15 protein-coding genes and 1 pseudogene are annotated in these 16,668 nt (G+C 73.9%); 9 read left to right on the top strand and 7 right to left on the bottom strand.

Annotated features, from left to right (window positions below; genetic code table 11):
• Positions 1 to 59: 59 nt before the first annotated feature.
• Both MUU72_RS19060 and MUU72_RS19055 read right to left on the bottom strand, forming a co-directional pair.
• Positions 60 to 797, bottom strand: a pseudogene (locus MUU72_RS19060) (ISL3 family transposase).
• A 162-nt stretch (positions 798 to 959) separates the two neighbouring features.
• Positions 960 to 1,349: a transposase family protein gene (locus tag MUU72_RS19055; RefSeq protein WP_248014521.1), complete on the bottom strand. Its 390-nt coding sequence runs from the start codon at positions 1,347 to 1,349 to the stop codon at positions 960 to 962.
• A gap of 675 nt (positions 1,350 to 2,024) precedes the next feature.
• Here MUU72_RS19055 and MUU72_RS19050 point away from each other — a divergent pair.
• From MUU72_RS19050 to MUU72_RS19015, 8 genes are all read left to right on the top strand, one after another.
• Positions 2,025 to 2,849: a HipA family kinase gene (locus tag MUU72_RS19050; protein WP_248014520.1), complete on the top strand. Its 825-nt coding sequence runs from the start codon at positions 2,025 to 2,027 to the stop codon at positions 2,847 to 2,849.
• The gene (locus tag MUU72_RS19045; RefSeq protein ID WP_248014519.1) at positions 2,846 to 3,241 is read left to right on the top strand and encodes a DUF3037 domain-containing protein; all 396 of its coding nucleotides are present in this window, start codon (positions 2,846 to 2,848) and stop codon (positions 3,239 to 3,241) included. The genes MUU72_RS19050 and MUU72_RS19045 overlap by 4 nt, the downstream gene beginning before the upstream one ends.
• Positions 3,242 to 3,549: 308 nt before the next feature.
• On the top strand, positions 3,550 to 4,311 hold the full coding sequence (gene fabG / locus MUU72_RS19040) for a 3-oxoacyl-ACP reductase FabG (RefSeq protein ID WP_248014518.1): 762 nt from the start codon (positions 3,550 to 3,552) through the stop codon (positions 4,309 to 4,311).
• A gap of 91 nt (positions 4,312 to 4,402) precedes the next feature.
• Positions 4,403 to 5,203 (top strand): SDR family oxidoreductase, encoded by an 801-nt coding sequence (locus MUU72_RS19035; RefSeq protein ID WP_248014517.1) that lies wholly within the window; start codon positions 4,403 to 4,405, stop codon positions 5,201 to 5,203.
• Between the two features lie 134 nt (positions 5,204 to 5,337).
• Positions 5,338 to 6,300: an aldo/keto reductase gene (locus MUU72_RS19030; RefSeq protein WP_248014516.1), complete on the top strand. Its 963-nt coding sequence runs from the start codon at positions 5,338 to 5,340 to the stop codon at positions 6,298 to 6,300.
• A gap of 175 nt (positions 6,301 to 6,475) precedes the next feature.
• Positions 6,476 to 7,144, top strand: coding sequence for a uracil-DNA glycosylase (locus MUU72_RS19025; RefSeq protein ID WP_248014542.1), 669 nt, complete (start codon positions 6,476 to 6,478; stop codon positions 7,142 to 7,144).
• A gap of 101 nt (positions 7,145 to 7,245) precedes the next feature.
• Complete coding sequence (locus MUU72_RS19020) at positions 7,246 to 7,797, top strand: hypothetical protein (RefSeq protein ID WP_372503202.1); 552 nt, start codon at positions 7,246 to 7,248, stop codon at positions 7,795 to 7,797.
• Between the two features lie 170 nt (positions 7,798 to 7,967).
• A complete protein-coding gene (locus MUU72_RS19015; protein ID WP_248014515.1) occupies positions 7,968 to 8,876 on the top strand; it encodes a Gfo/Idh/MocA family protein in 909 nt (302 codons plus the stop codon).
• Here MUU72_RS19015 and lnt read toward each other — a convergent pair.
• The 5 genes from lnt to MUU72_RS18990 all read right to left on the bottom strand — a co-directional run bounded on the left by lnt (position 8,845) and on the right by MUU72_RS18990 (position 15,209).
• Positions 8,845 to 10,377, bottom strand: a complete 1,533-nt coding sequence (gene lnt / locus MUU72_RS19010; RefSeq protein WP_248014514.1) for an apolipoprotein N-acyltransferase — start codon at positions 10,375 to 10,377, stop codon at positions 8,845 to 8,847. The two genes, MUU72_RS19015 and lnt, sit on opposite strands and share 32 nt — an antisense overlap.
• Positions 10,378 to 10,522: 145 nt before the next feature.
• Positions 10,523 to 12,442 carry an ABC transporter ATP-binding protein gene (locus tag MUU72_RS19005; protein WP_248014513.1) on the bottom strand — a complete coding sequence of 640 codons (1,920 nt, stop codon included), beginning with the start codon at positions 12,440 to 12,442 and terminating at the stop codon, positions 10,523 to 10,525.
• Between the two features lie 222 nt (positions 12,443 to 12,664).
• Positions 12,665 to 13,153: a glutathione peroxidase gene (locus MUU72_RS19000; RefSeq protein ID WP_248014512.1), complete on the bottom strand. Its 489-nt coding sequence runs from the start codon at positions 13,151 to 13,153 to the stop codon at positions 12,665 to 12,667.
• Positions 13,113 to 13,418 carry a hypothetical protein gene (locus MUU72_RS18995; protein ID WP_248014511.1) on the bottom strand — a complete coding sequence of 102 codons (306 nt, stop codon included), beginning with the start codon at positions 13,416 to 13,418 and terminating at the stop codon, positions 13,113 to 13,115. The genes MUU72_RS19000 and MUU72_RS18995 overlap by 41 nt, the downstream gene beginning before the upstream one ends.
• 156 nt (positions 13,419 to 13,574) lie before the next feature.
• The gene (locus MUU72_RS18990) at positions 13,575 to 15,209 is read right to left on the bottom strand and encodes an FAD-dependent oxidoreductase (protein WP_248014510.1); all 1,635 of its coding nucleotides are present in this window, start codon (positions 15,207 to 15,209) and stop codon (positions 13,575 to 13,577) included.
• Positions 15,210 to 15,500: 291 nt separating this feature from the next.
• Here MUU72_RS18990 and MUU72_RS18985 point away from each other — a divergent pair, with 291 nt between their 5' ends.
• The gene (locus tag MUU72_RS18985; RefSeq protein WP_248014509.1) at positions 15,501 to 16,619 is read left to right on the top strand and encodes a SchA/CurD-like domain-containing protein; all 1,119 of its coding nucleotides are present in this window, start codon (positions 15,501 to 15,503) and stop codon (positions 16,617 to 16,619) included.
• Positions 16,620 to 16,668: the final 49 nt, after the last annotated feature.

The raw sequence follows: 16,668 nt of genomic DNA, 5'->3' as shown, positions 1-16,668 counted from the left end.
AGGGGAAGCCAAATACAACTGGGGAATTCAAGGGGCCCTGTCAAAGGGGGTCTTCGAATTTAGGCGGGGTGGAGGTGCCCGCGGGCTCGGCGGGTAGTGACGCAGCGTGTGCGTAGGCGTTGGTTGGTGGAATTGCGGAAGCCGTGGGCGGCGCGGGCGACGAGCTTGATCACGCGTTTGATCCCTTCGCTCTTGGCATTGCTGTGACCGGTGGCGATGAACGCGGCGATCTCCGGCCACCAGCGGTCCACTGTGGTGGCCAGTTGGCGGACTTAGGGGATCTCGGAGTCGGCGCACCAGGTCAGGAACTTCCACCGCAGGTGGCCGACGTGGTGGTGGCCGGCGTCGGTGCAGGCGAGCAGATCCCGCAGCTCCTCCTTGGCGATCCAGGCGGTCAGCAGCGTCATCCCGACGGTCCCGGCGTCGAGCAGCGCGTTCCACATCGTGCTGAACCGGGCGTCGGTGAGGTCCTCGCGGTTGCGCAGCAGTCGGCGCCTGGCCTTCCACTCTGGGTCGCAGGCCCGTCCACGCCGGCCCCGCAGGGTGGCGGTGATCCGCCTGCGGACGGTGTTGAGCATCTTGTCGGCGAGCTGGACCACGTGGAAGTGATCGACCACGATCGTGGCGTGGGGCAGCCCGGTGCGGATCGCGGCTCGGTAGCCGGGGGACATGTCGATCGCGACGCAGCGGATCTGCCGGCGCCATTCCAGCGGGGTGGTGGCGAGCCAGGCCAGCACGTCCGAGGGAGCGCGGCCCTCGACCTGCCCGAGCAGGCCCTGGGTGCCGAAGGCGTCCACGAAGCCGGTGTGCCAGCCGGTCTGCCACGGGTTCCCACCGGCCGGTCTCCGCGTTCTGGCGCCACTGCATGCGGCCCCGGCGGGTCTCGTCGATGCCGAGCACCTCGACGGGCTTCGGTGCCGCTGCGGTGACTTCCTTTCCGGCGGCGCGGACGGCGTCCATCACCGTGGGCCAGGACAGGCACAGGTCCCGGGCCGCCTGGACGACCGTGGAACCCGCGTCGCGCACCCGCCGCCCGGCCGCCACCGCAGCCGGGTGGTGATCCGGGCCCCGGCCGGGACCTGGCGCACCCGCTCGGTGAAGGTCCGGCGCGGGCAGGTCGGCTCGGTGCAGTACCAGCGGCGCTTGCGCCACACCAACTCCAGCTTCCGCTCGCCGTAGGGCAGATCCCGTGGCCGGGTCTGCACGAAGCCCTTGACGCGTACGGCGAACACCCCGCAGGAGGGGCAGGCCCGCGCGGCCTCGTCCGCGGTGGTCAGGTGCACCCGCCGGGTGCCGTCCGTGAGCCGCTCGACCTTCGCAACGGCCAGGCCGTCGAGGTCGAGCAGCAACGTCGTATTGTTGTCCGAGCTCGTGTGTCCAGGTGATCAAGCTGCGTAGAGAACAGTCATGATCGCCCACGACCACGGGCTTCCTGCATCCAGGGGCCCCAGACCCAACTCGCCCAAGCCTCACCGCCCGTGACGATGCGGCAGGCCGCTTGCAGTCAGACTCCGCTCAACTTCGAAGACCCGCGTCGTCGACATGCCTTCGTCGGTTGCTGACGAGTGGAAGCGTCACTTCGAGGAGTTCCCTCCGGTGGAGGTGGAGCTTCCCTGGGGGGAGCCCGAGGCCGGCATCATTCCGCCGCGTGCCGAGGGGGCGAAGCGGTGGCAGTGGGAGGCGGCGCCGAAGGACGGCTTCCACGTGCTGCGTCCCAGCTATGCCTCCGTCTTGGCTATGCCTCCGTCTTGCTGGAGGCAGGAGAGTCTGCGGTGACCGTCGCCCAGTGGCTCGGACACTCCTCTCCGGCGATCACTCTCGGTTACTATGCTCACTTCATGCCGGAAGCCCGGGAGCAAGGGCTGAAGCGCCCTTGACGGGCTTCTGGGGGGCGTGGGGCGAGGCTGAGTGCCGGCAGGCTCTCCCCGGATTCCCCCGGGGGAATGAACAGGGGATTCCCCGGGGAACACCGATTTCTGCCCGACCTGCGAAACTAAGGAAAGTGGCCCGTGGAGGCTGGGAAAGTGTTGAGAGAGGTGATTGCGACCCGCTATGTCACGCCGTTGCGTGAGGGTGGGTCGCTGCCGGGGATCGTCGAGGGGGACGATCTCGGGACGTACATCATGAAGTTCACCGGTGCGGGGCAGGGCCGGAAGACGCTGGTCGCGGAGGTGATCTGCGGGGAGCTGGGGCGCCGGCTCGGGTTGCGGGTGCCGGAGCTGGTGCGGATGCAGCTGGATCCGGTCATCGGGCTGAGCGAGCCGGACCAGGAGGTGCAGGAGCTGCTCAAGGCCAGCGGCGGTCTCAACCTCGGGATGGACTACCTGCCGGGGTCGCTGGGGTTCGACCCGCTCGCCTTCGAGGTGGGTGCCCGGGAGGCGGGCCGGGTGGTGTGGTTCGACGCGTTGATCAACAACGTGGACCGGTCCTGGCGCAACCCCAACCTGCTGGTCTGGCACGGGGAGTTGTGGCTGATCGACCACGGCGCGGCGATGATCTGGCACCACAACTGGCCCACCGCGGAGAAGTCCGCGGCCCGGCCGTACAACGCCTCCGACCACGCGCTGGCGACGTTCGGACCGGATGTCGCGGCCGCGGCGGAGGAGCTCGCGCCGCGGATCACCGAGGAGCTGCTGGCGGAGGTCGCGGCCCTGGTGCCGGACGCGTGGCTGGCCGACGAGCCCGGTTTCGACTCGCCGGACGCGCTGCGCCAGGCGTACGTGCGGACGCTGCTGGCGCGGGCGCGGACCATCAGCGACCAGGTCATCCTGGGGGAGCCGACGAAGGACAAGCCTTCCCAGGCGCCGGCGTGGCTGGCCGCCAAGCTGCCGCGGAGGGCCGTGAAGTGAGCGGACTGCACAACGGGCGCGACGTCTTCGAGTACGCGCTCCTGAAGGTCGTACCGCGGGTCGAGCGCGGCGAGATGATCAATGCGGGCGTGGTGGTCTACTGCCGCGCGCGGCGGTTCGTGGAGGCCCGGACGTATCTGGACGAGGCGCGGCTGCTGGCGCTGGACCCCGCGGTGGACGTGGCGGGCGTGCGGGCGGCCCTGCGCGCCGTGGAGGGCATCTGCGAGGGCGGTGCGAGCGCCGGCCAGGCGGCGGGGGAGGACCCGGGGCAGCGGTTCCGGTGGCTGATCGCGCCGCGCAGCACCATCGTCCAGCCGGGCCCGGTCCACACGGGGCTGACCGCCGACCCGACGGTTGAGGCGGAGCGGCTGCTGGAGCTGCTGGTCCGCTGAGCGGGAGGGGAGGGGCGCGGGGCGGGGTCGGCCCCAGGAGGGTGTGCTCCGAGGGGGCGGCTGGGGCGTCGGTGTGCGCGGTAGCGGTCGGGGCGGGTTCTGCGGGGCCCGCCCCCTTCCCGTTCCGCTGCCGTCCCGTTGGAGGAGCGGGAGAGTGGCGTGCCGGGGTGTGGTGGGGCGTTGACAGGGGGTGGCTGGGCTTCTAGCGTCTGGGCTGCTGAGGCTACTAAGCGGTTGCTCACCTGGATCGGGAGCGGCCGCCAGACGTGGGTCCGAGGTTTCGACGATCGAGGGTGAGGAGAACCCGCATGTCCACCACCGAGCAGCGTGTCGCCATCGTGACCGGTGCCGCTCGCGGCATCGGCGCGGCCACCGCCGTCCGCCTGGCCGCCGAGGGCCGCGCCGTCGCCGTACTCGACCTCGACGAGACGGCCTGCAAGGACACCGTCGAGAAGATCACCGCGGCCGGCGGCAAGGCCGTCGCGATCGGCTGCGACGTCTCCGACAGCGACCAGGTGGCGGCCGCGGTCGAGCGGGTCGCGCGCGAACTGGGCGCGCCGACCGTGCTCGTCAACAACGCCGGGGTGCTCCGCGACAACCTGCTGTTCAAGATGAGCGACAGTGACTGGGACACGGTCATGAACGTGCACCTGCGCGGCGCGTTCCTGATGTCCCGGGCCTGTCAGAAGCACATGGTGGACGCCGCGTTCGGGCGCATCGTCAACCTCTCCTCCAGCTCGGCGCTGGGCAACCGCGGCCAGGTCAACTACGCGGCCGCCAAGGCCGGTTTGCAGGGCTTCACCAAGACCCTCGCCATCGAGCTCGGCAAGTTCGGCATCACCGCGAACGCCGTCGCGCCGGGCTTCATCGCCACCGACATGACCGCCGCCACCGCCGCCCGGGTCGGGATGGAGTTCGAGGACTTCAAGGCGGCGGCCGCCACCCAGATCCCGGTCCAGCGCGTCGGCAACCCCGACGACATCGCCAACGCCATCGCCTTCTTCACCGGCGAGGCGGCCGGCTTCGTCTCCGGCCAGGTCCTGTACGTGGCCGGCGGCCCGCTCTGCTGACCGCCGGAGGACCGGCCACCGGCCCCGGCACTCCGCCGGGGCCCGCCGCGGGCACGTGCACCGCAGGAACCGACGAGCAGGAGAACGGGACATGACCGAGCAGGACGGGACGGACCGCGGCGCAGCCGGGCAGGACGGCGGCCGGCCGGCGCTCTCCGGCAAGGTGGCGCTGATCACCGGCGCCAGCCGCGGGATCGGCTACGGCATCGCCGAGGCGCTGATCGCCCGCGGCGACCGGGTCGTCATCACCGGCCGCAACGAGGACGCCCTCAAGGAGGCCGCCGCGGCACTGGGCCCCGACCGGGTGCTCACCGTCGCCGGCAAGGCCCACGACGAGGCGCAGCAGGCCGCCACCGTCGAGCGGGCGATGGAGACCTTCGGGCGGATCGACTACCTCGTCAACAACGCCGGGACCAACCCGGTGTTCGGACCGATGGCCGACCTCGACCTCAACGTGGCGCGCAAGGTCTTCGAGACCAACGTCGTCTCCGCGCTGGGCTTCGCGCAGAAGGTCTGGCACGCCTGGCAGAAGGACAACGGCGGCGCGATCGTCAACATCGCCTCGATCGCCGGGGTCGCCCCCTCGCCGTTCATCGGCGCCTACGGGATGAGCAAGGCCGCGATGGTCAACCTCTCGCTCCAGCTGGCGCACGAGTTCGCGCCGGTGGTGCGGGTGAACTCCATCGCGCCCGCGGTCGTCAAGACCAAGTTCGCCGCCGCGCTCTACGAGAACCGCGAGGCGGAGGCGGCGGCCGGTTACCCGATGGCGCGGCTGGGCGTCCCGGAGGACATCGGCGGGGCCGCGGCGTTCCTGCTGTCCGACGCGGCCGGCTGGGTGACCGGGCAGACGCTCGTCGTGGACGGGGGGCTGTTCCTCAAAGCCGGGGTGTGACGGCACCGGGGGCGGCCGGTTCCGGCGGCCCCCGGATTTGCCTTCGTGTGCGCTTCAAGAGGCAGAGTCCGCGGTGCCGGTCCCGCCGGGGGCCGGCACCGTTCCGCGTCCGCGGACCTGCCAGGGGAGAAGCCATGCACTACCGGACGCTCGGCGGCGACGGGCCGCGGATCAGCGCCGTCTGCCTGGGCACGATGACGTTCGGCACCACCGTGGACGAGCGGACCGCATGCGCCGTCCTGGACCGCTTCGCCGAGGCCGGCGGCACCTTCCTCGACACCGCCGACAACTTCGCCTGCTGGGTGCCCGGCGCGACCGGCGGGGAGAGCGAGCGGGTGGTCGGGCGCTGGCTGCGCAGCCGCCGCGCCGCGGACCGCACGGTGGTCGCCACCAAGGGCGGCGCCCGGCCCGATCCGGCCCGCGGCCCCCACTGGCCGGCGAACGCCGAGGGCCTGGGCGCCCGCGCCCTGCGCACCGCCCTGGAGGGCAGTCTGCGGCGGCTGGGCACGGAGCGGGTGGACCTGTACTCCGCGCACGCCGAGGACCGCACCGTGCCGCTCGCGGAGACCGTCGGGACGCTGGCCGGCTTCGTCCGGGACGGCCGGGTGGGGGCGCTCGGGCTGAGCAACCACGCGACCTGGCGGCTGGCCGAGGCCCGGCAGACCGCCGCCTGCCTCGGCCTGCCCGGCTTCCGCGCCGTCCAGCAGCGGCACACCTACCTGCGGCCGCGCCCGGAGCCGCCGGCCGGCCTCCAGCGGGACGCCGACGAGGAACTGCTCGACTACGCGGCCGCGCACCCCGAGCTGACCCTGCTCGGCCACTCGCCCCTGATGGCGGGCGGCTACGCCCGTCCGGACCGGCCGCTCCCCGAGCGCTACGACCACCCGGGCTCGGTGATCCGGATGCGGGTGCTGGCGGAGGTCGCCGCGGAGTGCGGGGCGACCGCGAACCAGGTGGTGCTGGCCTGGATGATGGGGGGCGAGGTGCCGGTGGTGCCGGTGCTCGGGGTCAGCTCCGTGGCCCAGCTCGACGAGTGCCTGGCCGCGCTGGACGTCGTCCTGGACCCGTACCAGCGGGCGCGGCTGGACACCGCGTGAGGGGGCGGGGCGACACCGCGTGAGGGGCGGGGCGGCCGCGTACGGGCGCGGTGCGCGGGCCGGGAGCGCTCCGGCGGGGGCCGGGGACGGCCCGTGGCGGGGACTGTCAGTGGTCGCCGGTAGGTTCTTGAGGAGAACGCAACGCACACCGGAGGTTGTTGACGTGGTCACCGACATGCTGCCCGAGTCCTGGCGCGGGGTCCTGGGCGAGGAGCTGGCGAAGCCGTACTTCACGGAGCTGATCGACTTCGTCGAGCAGGAGCGGGCCGCCGGTCCGGTCTACCCGCCCCGGGAGCAGGTCTTCGCGGCGCTGGAGGCCACGCCGTACGAGCAGGTCAAGGTCCTCATCCTCGGCCAGGACCCGTACCACGGCCCCGGCCAGGGCCACGGCCTGTGCTTCTCGGTCCAGCCCGGCGTCAAGACCCCGCCGTCGCTGCGCAACATCTACAAGGAGATGAAGGAGGAGCTGGGCCACCCGGTCCCCGACAACGGCTACCTCATGCCGTGGGCGCAGCAGGGCGTCCTGCTGCTCAACGCCGTGCTCACCGTCCGCGGCGGCGAGGCCAACTCCCACAAGGGCAAGGGCTGGGAGAAGGTCACCGACGCGGTGATCCGCGCGGTCGCCGAGCGCCCCGACCCGGCCGTCTTCGTCCTCTGGGGCAACTACGCCAAGAAGAAGCTGCCGCTGATCGACACCGAGCGGCACGCGGTGGTCCAGGGTGCGCACCCCTCCCCGCTGTCCGCGAAGAAGTTCTTCGGCTCCCGCCCCTTCACCCGGATAAACGAGGCGATCGCCGCCCAGGGCCACACCCCGATCGACTGGCGCATCCCCGACCTGGGCTGACCGGCCGTGCCCGGCGCGCCGCGCACACCGCGCGCGGCGTCCCCCCGGCGGTTAGCGTCGGGAGGAGCCAGTGTGGTGTCGGTGAGAACGGGGAGTGCGCGGTGGCGGAGCAGGTCCGGCAGGCGGAGCACGAGGACGGGGTGCTGACCCGGATCGGCCAGGCGATCATGCTGCACCGCGCGGGGGACCGCGAGGAGGCCCGCAACCGCCTCGCCGCGCTGTGGCAGGAGATCGGCCCGCGCGGGGACGCCTTCCACCGCTGCGCCCTCGCGCACTACATGGCCGACACCCAGGACGATCCGCGCGACGAGCTGTACTGGGACCTGCGCGCTCTGGAGGCGGCGGAGCGCTTCGTCACGGACCGGCCCGCGCGCTCCGGCGCCCCGGGCGGCGGTCCGGCCGCCGCGCCGCCCGCCGGCGGTCCCGGCGCCCGCCAGCCGCTCGCCGCGCTGCGGGCCTTCTTCCCCGCCCTCCACCTCGACCTCGCCGCCGACTACGCCGGACTCGACCGCCCGGCCGATGCCCGCGCCCAGCTCCGGCGGGCCCGCGCCTCGATCCGCGCCCTCGCCGACGGCGAGTACCGCCGCCGCCTCACCGACGCCATCGAGCGCCTGGAACTCCGGATCGAGGGGGCGGCGGGGCCGTTCCGCTAGCGGGCACCCGCGCGGCCCGGCCGTCCACCCATCCCGGACGCCCGGTGCCCGGCCCGCAGGCCGTCCCCCGCCCGCCCTCCCCGGCCGCCGGCCGCGCCGCGCCCCGTAGGCTGCGGTCACGGTGCCCCGGAACGCGGGCGCCGGGACCGCGGAGCCAGGGGAGGCGTCGGGTGAAGATCGGCTGCATCGGACTCGGAGACATCGCGCGGAAGGCGTACCTGCCCGTCCTGGGCGCGCTCCCGGGGATCGAGCTGCACCTCCAGACCCGCGACCCGGAGCGGCTGCGGGCGGCCGGGGCCAGCTGCCGGCTGCCCGCCCGGCAGCTCCACGCCGACCTGGACGCGCTGCTCGCCGCCCGCCCGGACGCCGCCTTCGTGCATGCCGCCACCGTCGCCCACCCGGAGATCGTCACCCGGCTCGTCGAGGCCGGGGTGCCCACCTACGTGGACAAGCCGATCGCCTACGAACTCGCCGACACCCAGCGCATCGTCGACCTCGCCGAGCACCGCGGAGTGGGCCTGGCCGTCGGCTTCAACCGCCGGTACGCGCCCGGGTACGCCGCGTGCCGGGAGCACCCGCGCGAGCTGATCCTGATGCAGAAGAACCGCACCGGGCTGCCCGAGGACCCGCGCACGATGGTGCTGGACGACTTCATCCACGTCGTGGACACCCTGCGGTTCCTCGCGCCGGGCGAGATCGAGCACGTGGCCGTGCGGGCCCGGGTCCGGGACGGGCTGATGGACCACGTCGTCCTCCAGCTGGCCGGCGACGGCTTCACCGCCCTGGGCACCATGAACCGCCGCAGCGGCTCCGTGGAGGAGCTGCTGGACGTCTCCGGCCAGGACGCCCGGCGCCAGGTCGTCAACCTCGCCGAGGTCATCGACCACGACGGCGGCCCCCGCATCCGCCGCCGCGGCGACTGGGAGCCGGTGGCCCGCCAGCGCGGCATCGAGCAGGTCGTCCTGGCCTTCCTGGACGACGTCCGGGCCGGGCGGCGGCCGTCGGCGCGGGACGCGCTGCGCACCCACGAGCTGTGCGAACGGGTGGTCACCGACGCCCTCGCGCAGGCCGCGAGGTGACGGCCCGCCCCGCCGCCACCGACCCGGCTGCGACCAGCGCGGCGACCGCCCCGTACACCGCCCAGTCGCCCCACCGGGTGTACGGGCTGGTGCCGCGGGCCAGCGGCACGTCGTAGAGGGCGGCCGCGCTGCGGTCGGTGCCCAGCCGCTGCCCGACCGGTTCGCCGCGCGGGCCGTAGACCGCGCTGATCCCGGTGAGCGTGGCGTGCACCATCGGGCGCCAGGTCTCGGCGGCGCGCAGCGCGGCCAGCGAGGCGTGCTGCGCGGGCGCCCAGCTGTCCTGGAACGTCGCGGTCGAGGACTGGGCGACCAGCAGCCGCGCGCCGTCGCCGGCCAGATGGCGGCTCATGTCCGGGAACGCGGTCTCGAAGCACACCAGCGGCCCGATCCGCAGCCCGCCCGCGGCGGGGACCGGCAGCACCACCTGGCGGGTGCCGCGCCGCCGGTCGCTGGCGGCGGCCTTGCCCACCTTCGTCGCCCAGCCCAGGACGGACCGGGCCGGTATGTACTCGCCGAACGGCACCAGCCGCATCTTGGCGTAGCGCTGGCCGGTCGGCCCCTGCGGGCCGATCAGCACCGCGCTCTTGGAGATGCCCGACCCGTCGGAGCGCGGGGCGTCGGTGTTGACCAGCAGGTCGGCGCCGGTCCGCCGGGACAGCGCGGCCATCCTGGCGGCGAGCGCCGGATGGTCCGCCGGGTCCTGGGTGAGACTGCTCTCGCCCCAGACCACCAGCCGCACCCCGCGGCCCGCCAGGCCGGCCGTCAGCGCCTCGCTGCGGGCCAGCCGGGCGCTCGGGGTACCGCCGGGGCCCGGCTGGACGACCGCGATCCGCACCGATCCGGCGGGCCGGGGGAGCGGTGCCCACAGCCAGGCCGCGGTACCGGCCAGCGCGCACACCAGCAGCCCGGCGACGGCGGGGCGGCGGGCGGTGGGCACGGCCAGCAGCCCGGCCAGCGCGGTGTTCACCGCGACGATCAGCAGGCTCAGCAGCCACACCCCGCCCAGCGACGCCAGCCGCAGCGCGGGCGGCACCGGCCACTGGCTGGCCCCCAGCAGCCCCCACGGACCGCCCAAGTACTCCCAGGACCGGACCAGTTCGACCATCAGCCAGCCGGACGGCACCAGCACCAGCGCGGCGGCGGCCCGCCCCGGACCGGGCGTCCCGCCCAGCAGCGCCCGCACCAGCATTCCCCACGGCGCCCAGAGCGCCCCCAGCAGCAGCGCCAGCACCAGGATGAAGACGTGCAGGCTCGGCAGCAGCCAGTGGTGCACCGCGAGCATGAACCCGGCGCCGCCCAGCCAGCCGTACAGCGCCGCCCGGCGCGGGGTGGCCGCCGTCCGCACCAGCAGCAGCCACGGCACCAGCGCGGCGTACGCCAGCCACCACCAGGACGGTGCGGGGAAGGCCAGGGCGGGCAGCGCGCCGGCGAGCGCGGCCGCCGGCCCGCGGGCCCAGGCGGAATCGGTCCACCGGGTCCGGTGGCCGAGCGGTATGTCCATGCGGGCTCCCTGCCGTCGAGCCGGCGCCGCGGAGTGCGGGCCTGTCCCGCTGGTATCTCTTGCCACGCTCAAGGGTGGTCAGGCGTGCCCGGCTCCCGCCACTTCTCGTGCACCCGCAGCGGTGCTGCCGGCCGAGGGGCGCGGTTCAGTTCACCAGGGTCGGTTCGGCGGCCGCGGGGTCCGCCGCGTCCGCGGCACCGGACGGGGCGGCGGCGAACTGCGTGCGGTACAGCTCGGCGTACCGGCCGCCGGCCGCCAGCAGCGTCTCGTGCGTGCCCCGCTCGACGATCCGCCCGCCTTCGAGGACGAGGATCAGGTCGGCCGCCCGCACGGTCGACAGCCGGTGTGCGATCACCAGCGCGGTCCGGCCTTCCAGCGCCTCGGTGAGCGCTTCCTGGACGGCCGCCTCCGAGGTGTTGTCCAGGTGGGCGGTGGCCTCGTCCAGGATCACCACCCGGGGGTGGGCCAGCAGCAGCCGGGCGATGGTCAGCCGCTGCCGCTCGCCGCCGGAGAGGCGGTAGCCCCGTTCGCCGACGACGGTGTCCAGCCCGTCCGGCAGCGAGGCGATCAGCGCGTCCAGCCGGGCCCGGCGCAGTGCGTCCCACAGCTCGTCGTCCCCGGCCTCGGGGCGGGCCAGCAGGAGGTTCTCCCGAATGGAGTCGTGGAAGAGGTGGCCGTCCTGGGTGACCATGCCCAGGGTGTCCCGCAGCGAGGCGGCGGTCAGCTCGCGGACGTCCACGCCGGACAGCCGCACCGCGCCGGCGTCCGCGTCGTACAGCCGCGGCAGCAGCTGGGCGATGGTGGACTTGCCGGCGCCCGAGGAACCGACCAGGGCGACCATCTGGCCCGGCTCGGCGCGGAACGAGATGCCGTGCAGGACCTCCTCACCGCCCCGGGTGTCGAGGGTGGCGACCTCTTCCAGGGAGGCCAGCGAGACCTTGTCGGCGGCCGGATAACCGAAGCGGACGTCGTCGAACTCCACCGTCACCGGGCCCTCGGGGACCGGCCGGGCGTCCGGCTGCTCGGTGATCAGCGGTTCCAGATCCAGCACCTCGAAGACCCGCTCGAAGCTGACCAGCGCGCTCATCACCTCGATGTGGGCACCGGACAGCGCGGTCAGCGGGGCGTAGAGCCGGGTCAGCAGCAGGGCCAGGGAGACGATCGCGCCGGCCTCCAGCTGGTGGCGCAGCGCCAGGAACCCGCCCAGCCCGTAGACCACGGCCAGCGCCAGCGCGGAGACCAGGGTGAGCGCGGTGACGAAGTACGTCTGCACCATCGCCGAGCGGACGCCGATGTCGCGCACCCGGCGGGCCCGGGCGGCGAACTCCGCGGACTCCCGGGACGGCCGCCCCATCAGCTTGACGAGGGTGGCGCCGGGGGCCGAGAACCGCTCGGTCATCTGGGTGCCCATCGCGGCGTTGTGGTCCGCACCCTCCCGCCGCAGCGCCGCCAGCCGCCGCCCCACCATCCGGGCGGGCAGGACGAACAGCGGCAGCAGCACCAGCGCGATCAGCGTGATCTGCCAGGACAGGCTGAGCATCACACCGAGCGTGAGCAGCAGTGTGACGATGTTGCTGACCACCCCGGACAGGGTGTCGCTGAACGCCCGCTGGGCGCCGATCACGTCGTTGTTGAGCCGGCTGACCAGGGCGCCGGTGCGGGTGCGGGTGAAGAAGGCGATCGGCATCCGCTGCACGTGGTCGTAGACGGTGGTGCGCAGGTCGAGGATGAGCCCCTCGCCGATGCTCGCCGACAGCCAGCGGGTCACCAGCCCCAGCCCCGCCTCGGCCAGCGCGATCGCGGCGATCAGCCCGGACAGCCACAGCACCGGCGCGACCGCGCGGCCGCCCACGATCGCGTCCACCACCCGCCCGGCGAGCAGCGGGGTGGCCACCGCGAGCAGCGCGGTGACGGTGCTCAGCAGCAGGAACCACACCAGCATCCGGCGGTGCGGCCGGGCGAAGGCCGCTATCCGCCGCAGTGTGCCCCGGGAGAAGCGCCGCTTCCCCTGCTGGGCGGTCATCGAACTGTGCAGCGCGTGCCAGGCGGTGACTTCCATGTCCATCGCGGCCTCCTGAGTGCCGGGTCGTCATCACGGGATCGCCGTGAGGGGCCGGCGACACGAAAGAACCTAGAACCTAAACCAATCTTCAGGTCAAGGGATTCCGGTCCCGTCACCCCACCGTGCCCGCTGACCACCCGGCCGCGTGCCCGGCCGCGGCCCCCGGCTGCCGCCCGACCGGGCCGGCGGCGCCCGCCGGCCCGATCCGCGCCGGGGCGCCGCGGGTCAGGCCGGCAGCGCCGCCTCGATCGCCGCGATCAGCTCCGCGGCCTCCGGCTCGGTACGCGGCCGGAACCGGCCGACCACCGCGCCGTCGGGCCCCAGCAGGAATTTCTCGAAGTTCCACTGCACCTCGCCGGCCGTGCCCTCGGCGTCCGGCACCGTGGTCAGCTCGGCGTACAGCGGGTGCTGCCGCTCGCCGTTGACGTCGGTCTTCTCGAAGAGCGGGAAGCTCACGCCGTACGTCGCCGAGCAGAACGCGGCGATCTCCTCGGCCGTGCCCGGCTCCTGGCCCGCGAACTGGTTGCTGGGGAAGCCCAGCACGCTGAACCCGCGGCCGGCGTACCGCTGCTGGAGCCGCTCCAGACCGGCGTACTGCGGGGTCAGCCCGCACTTGGACGCCACGTTGACCACCAGCAGGGCCTTGCCGCGGTGGTCGGCGAGGGAGGCGGGCTCACCGGTCAGGGTGCGCAGCGGAATGTCGTACAGACTCATGCTCGGGCTCCTCGGTACGGGTACGTGGCCGCGAACGGCCGTCATCGGCCCCAACAACCGCGCCCGGTCTGCTCTTCCCGGGCTCGTCGACCGGCCAGGTGACCGTCGGCCGCAGCGCCCCGGCCCGCCACTCCTTGAGCAGCTGGTCGAAGATCGGCGTGTCCTCCTCGATGCGGCGGCGCGCGACGGGCGGCGGCAGCCGGGGCGGCTGGTGCGGCAGCGAGATGCGCTGGAAGGCGTGGCCCGGGGTCTTCTTGGCGTCCATGCCCGGACTCAACACCAGAACGCCGCCCCAGGGCCGCCGACCGGGCCGGTGCGGGCGCCAGATGCCCCCTGCGGCGGTGAAGGTCAGAAGATACGTTCCAGGGCCGGCCGGGCGGCACTCCGCCCGGCCGGCCCCGGAACCCGGTGGCCGCCGCTGTCAGGCGCGGCGCAGCAGACCGCCCAGCACCTCCCGCAGCGCGCCCTCCGGATCGGCCACCCGGCCCTCCGCGCGCCAGGCCACGAAACCGTCCGGCCGCACCAGCACCGCGCCCTCGGGCCCGGTCCCGTGCGCCTCCGCCCAGTCGGCGCCCTCCTCGGGCACCAGGTCCGCGTCCGCGCCGGTGCCGAGGCGGTAGTGGTCCAGCCGCGCCGACCAGTGGGCGGCCGCCGCCTCCGCCGCGGCCCGCCAGGACTTGCCCTCCTCGGTGCCGGTCAGCAGGACGAACGACCGCTCGTACAGGTCCAGGGTGGAGCGGCGGCCGTCCTCCGCGCGCAGCCACAGGTGCGGGGCGCGGGTGCCCGGCTCGCCGGTCAGCCGCATCTGCTCGGGCACCACCGGCAGGTCCGGGTCGGTGCCGAGGACCGCGCCGCGCGGGTAGCAGTAGCCCAGGGCGACGGTCAGCACCCCGCGCTGCCGGCCGCCGGCACCGGGCGCCGGGACGTAGCCGGGGTGGCTGTGCTCGGCGGACCGGGCCGAGGCGCGGGCGCTGGTCGCCTCGGCCACCGGGCGGCGCTCCTCCTCGTAGCTGTCCAGCAGCGCCGGGTCCGCGGCCCCGTCCAGGACGGCGGCCAGTTTCCAGGCGAGGTTGTGCGCGTCCTGGATGCCGGTGTTGGAACCGAACGCCCCCGTGGGCGACATCTCGTGGGCGGAGTCGCCGGCCAGGAAGACCCGCCCGGCGGAGTACCGTTCGGCGACCCGCTCCGCGGCGTGCCACGGCGCCTTGCCGGTGATCTCAACGGCCATGCCGGGCAAGCCCGTTGCCCGCCGGATGTGGTCGATGCACCGCTCGTCGGTGAAGTCCTCCAGGGTCTCGCCGCGGTCGGGGTGCCAGGGGGCGTGGAAGACCCACTCCACGCGGTTGTCGACCGGCAGCAGCGCCCCGTCGGCCTCCGGGTTGGTCAGGTAGCAGGCGATGAAGCGGCGGTCGCCGACCGCGTCGGCCAGCTCCGGCGCCCGGAAGGTGATGCTGACGTTGTGGAAGAGATCGCCGGGGCCCGTCTGGCCGATGCCCAGCCGCTCCCGCACCGGGCTGCGCGGACCGTCCGCGGCGATGAGGTAGTCGGCGCGGACGGTCCCGCGCTCCCCGGACTCCCGGTTCCGCACCACCGCGGTCACCCCGTCGCCGTCCTGCTCGAACGACTCCAGCTCGGTGCCGAACCGCAGGTCGCCGCCGAGTTCGCGGGCGCACCGCACCAGCACCGGCTCCAGGTCGTTCTGGCTGCACAGGCACCAGCCGCTGGGGCTGAACCGCGCCAGCCCGCCGCCCGGGTCGATCTCCCGGAACAGCCACTCCGCGTCGTCGCCGGTCAGCGAACGGGCCTGGAGGATCCCGTGGTTGTCGGCGAGCACCGAGGCCGCCTCGCGGATCCGCCGTTCGGCACCGGCGACCCGGTACAGCTCCATCGTGCGGACGTTGTTCCCCCGTCCGCGGGGGTGCCGCGAGGTGTCCGCGTGCTTCTCGACCAGGAGGTGCGGGACGCCCAGGCGTCCCAGGAACAGCGAGGCGGACAGGCCCACCAGGGACCCGCCGACGATGAGGACCGGCACGCGGTCTTCGGCCTTGGGATTCATGTCGTGGCTCCAGCTCCAGCGGCGCGTACGGGAGATGGAGCAACGCATGCCCGGCCCGCGGCACCTTCGATCACGGTTCACCTGCATGGCTCACAGATCTCGCGCCGACCGTGGGTCTTGGCCACGATCGAATCCGGACCGCCCCCCGCGACACGCCGGGCCGGCTGTCCCCCCATCCGGCTCAGTCGCCCGGATCGCACCGGGAGTCCGGACAGGCACCGGAAACCCGGACCGCGCCGGAACTGACGACGCACCACAGGGGCCTCGCGCCCCGGAGGAGATGCGTAGACGATGACAACGCTGTCGGAACGAATATCGCAGTCCGCCTTCGACGGCTCCAGGCTCCGGGTCGTACTGCTGCTGGACCTCCAGGAAGGCGCCCAGCAGCGCTTCCTCGAAGCCTACGAGCAGCTGCGGAACCAGGTGGCCTCGGTCCCCGGGCACATCACCGACCAGCTGTGCCAGTCCATCGAGAACCCCTCCCAGTGGCTGATCACCAGCGAGTGGGAGAGCGCCCCGCCGTTCCTCGCCTGGGTCAACAGCGAGGAGCACGTCAAGATGGTGCAGCCGCTGCACAGCTGTGTACGTGACACCCGCTCCCTGCGCTTCAGCGTCCTGCGCGAGACCTCCAACGTCGCCGCCCTGGCCCCCGAGCCCCCCAAGGGCCGGCTCCAGGCGAACCCCCGCGTCGGGGACGGCGTGGTCCGGCACGCCCTCACCTTCACCGTGAAGCCGGGCAGCGAGCCGATGGTCGCCGACATCCTCTCCGGCTACACCTCCCCGGCCGCCCGGGTGGACGACACCACCCAGCTGCGCCGCACCTCCCTGTTCATGTACGGCAACCGCGTCGTGCGGGCCATCGAGGTGCAGGGCGACCTGGTCGCCGCGCTGCGGCACGTCTCCCGGCAGCCCGAGGTCCGGGCCGTCGAGGAGGCCATCAACCCCTACCTGGAGCAGGACCGGGACCTCAACGACCCCAACTCGGCCCGGGTGTTCTTCACCCGCGCCGCGCTGCCCGCGGTGCACCACGTCGCGGCCGGCGGCCGGGAGCCCGAGGACGTCGCCCGGCACGCGCTGTTCTACCCGGCCAAGCCCGGTTTCGGGATGACGCTGGCCAAGATGCTGGCCCGGCAGGACGAGGAGGCCGCCGACGACCCGGCGTGCCCGGTCTACGGCAGCACGATCTTCCAGCGCGACGACATCGTCGTCCGCCTCATCGACCTCAAGGTCCCCATCGACCAGGACCCGCTGGTCTCCCTGGGCGCCCGCGGCCCCCGCAAGCTCGCCGTGCTGCGGCGGCTGCTCGACAGCGACGTGGCCGGCGGTCTGACCACCGACCGCGAGCTGGCCCGCTTCCTGTCCCGCGCCGACATGGACCTCATCACCGACCGCCGGGCCCCGGGCGCCTGACCGCGCCGGCCGCCCGCCGCCGGGCGGCCCCCGGCCGGACCGGCCGTCC

This window comes from Streptomyces rhizoryzae (assembly GCF_023155275.1).
Lineage (GTDB): Bacteria > Actinomycetota > Actinomycetes > Streptomycetales > Streptomycetaceae > Streptomyces > Streptomyces rhizoryzae.
The sequence above is the reverse complement of the archived record's forward strand: the minus strand, read 5'-3'. Positions and strand labels throughout refer to the sequence as shown.

What these genes read in the sequence shown, in the direction of transcription:
- fabG (WP_248014518.1), top strand. Translation starts at nt 3,550, where the DNA reads ATGTCCACCACCGAGCAGCGTGTCGCCATCGTGACCGGTGCCGCTCGC.
- MUU72_RS19035 (WP_248014517.1), top strand. Translation starts at nt 4,403, where the DNA reads ATGACCGAGCAGGACGGGACGGACCGCGGCGCAGCCGGGCAGGACGGC.
- MUU72_RS19030 (WP_248014516.1), top strand. Translation starts at nt 5,338, where the DNA reads ATGCACTACCGGACGCTCGGCGGCGACGGGCCGCGGATCAGCGCCGTC.
- MUU72_RS19025 (WP_248014542.1), top strand. Translation starts at nt 6,476, where the DNA reads ATGCTGCCCGAGTCCTGGCGCGGGGTCCTGGGCGAGGAGCTGGCGAAG.
- lnt (WP_248014514.1), bottom strand. Translation starts at nt 10,377, where the DNA reads ATGGACATACCGCTCGGCCACCGGACCCGGTGGACCGATTCCGCCTGG.
- MUU72_RS19005 (WP_248014513.1), bottom strand. Translation starts at nt 12,442, where the DNA reads ATGGACATGGAAGTCACCGCCTGGCACGCGCTGCACAGTTCGATGACC.
- MUU72_RS19000 (WP_248014512.1), bottom strand. Translation starts at nt 13,153, where the DNA reads ATGAGTCTGTACGACATTCCGCTGCGCACCCTGACCGGTGAGCCCGCC.
- MUU72_RS18995 (WP_248014511.1), bottom strand. Translation starts at nt 13,418, where the DNA reads ATGGACGCCAAGAAGACCCCGGGCCACGCCTTCCAGCGCATCTCGCTG.
- MUU72_RS18990 (WP_248014510.1), bottom strand. Translation starts at nt 15,209, where the DNA reads ATGAATCCCAAGGCCGAAGACCGCGTGCCGGTCCTCATCGTCGGCGGG.
- MUU72_RS18985 (WP_248014509.1), top strand. Translation starts at nt 15,501, where the DNA reads ATGACAACGCTGTCGGAACGAATATCGCAGTCCGCCTTCGACGGCTCC.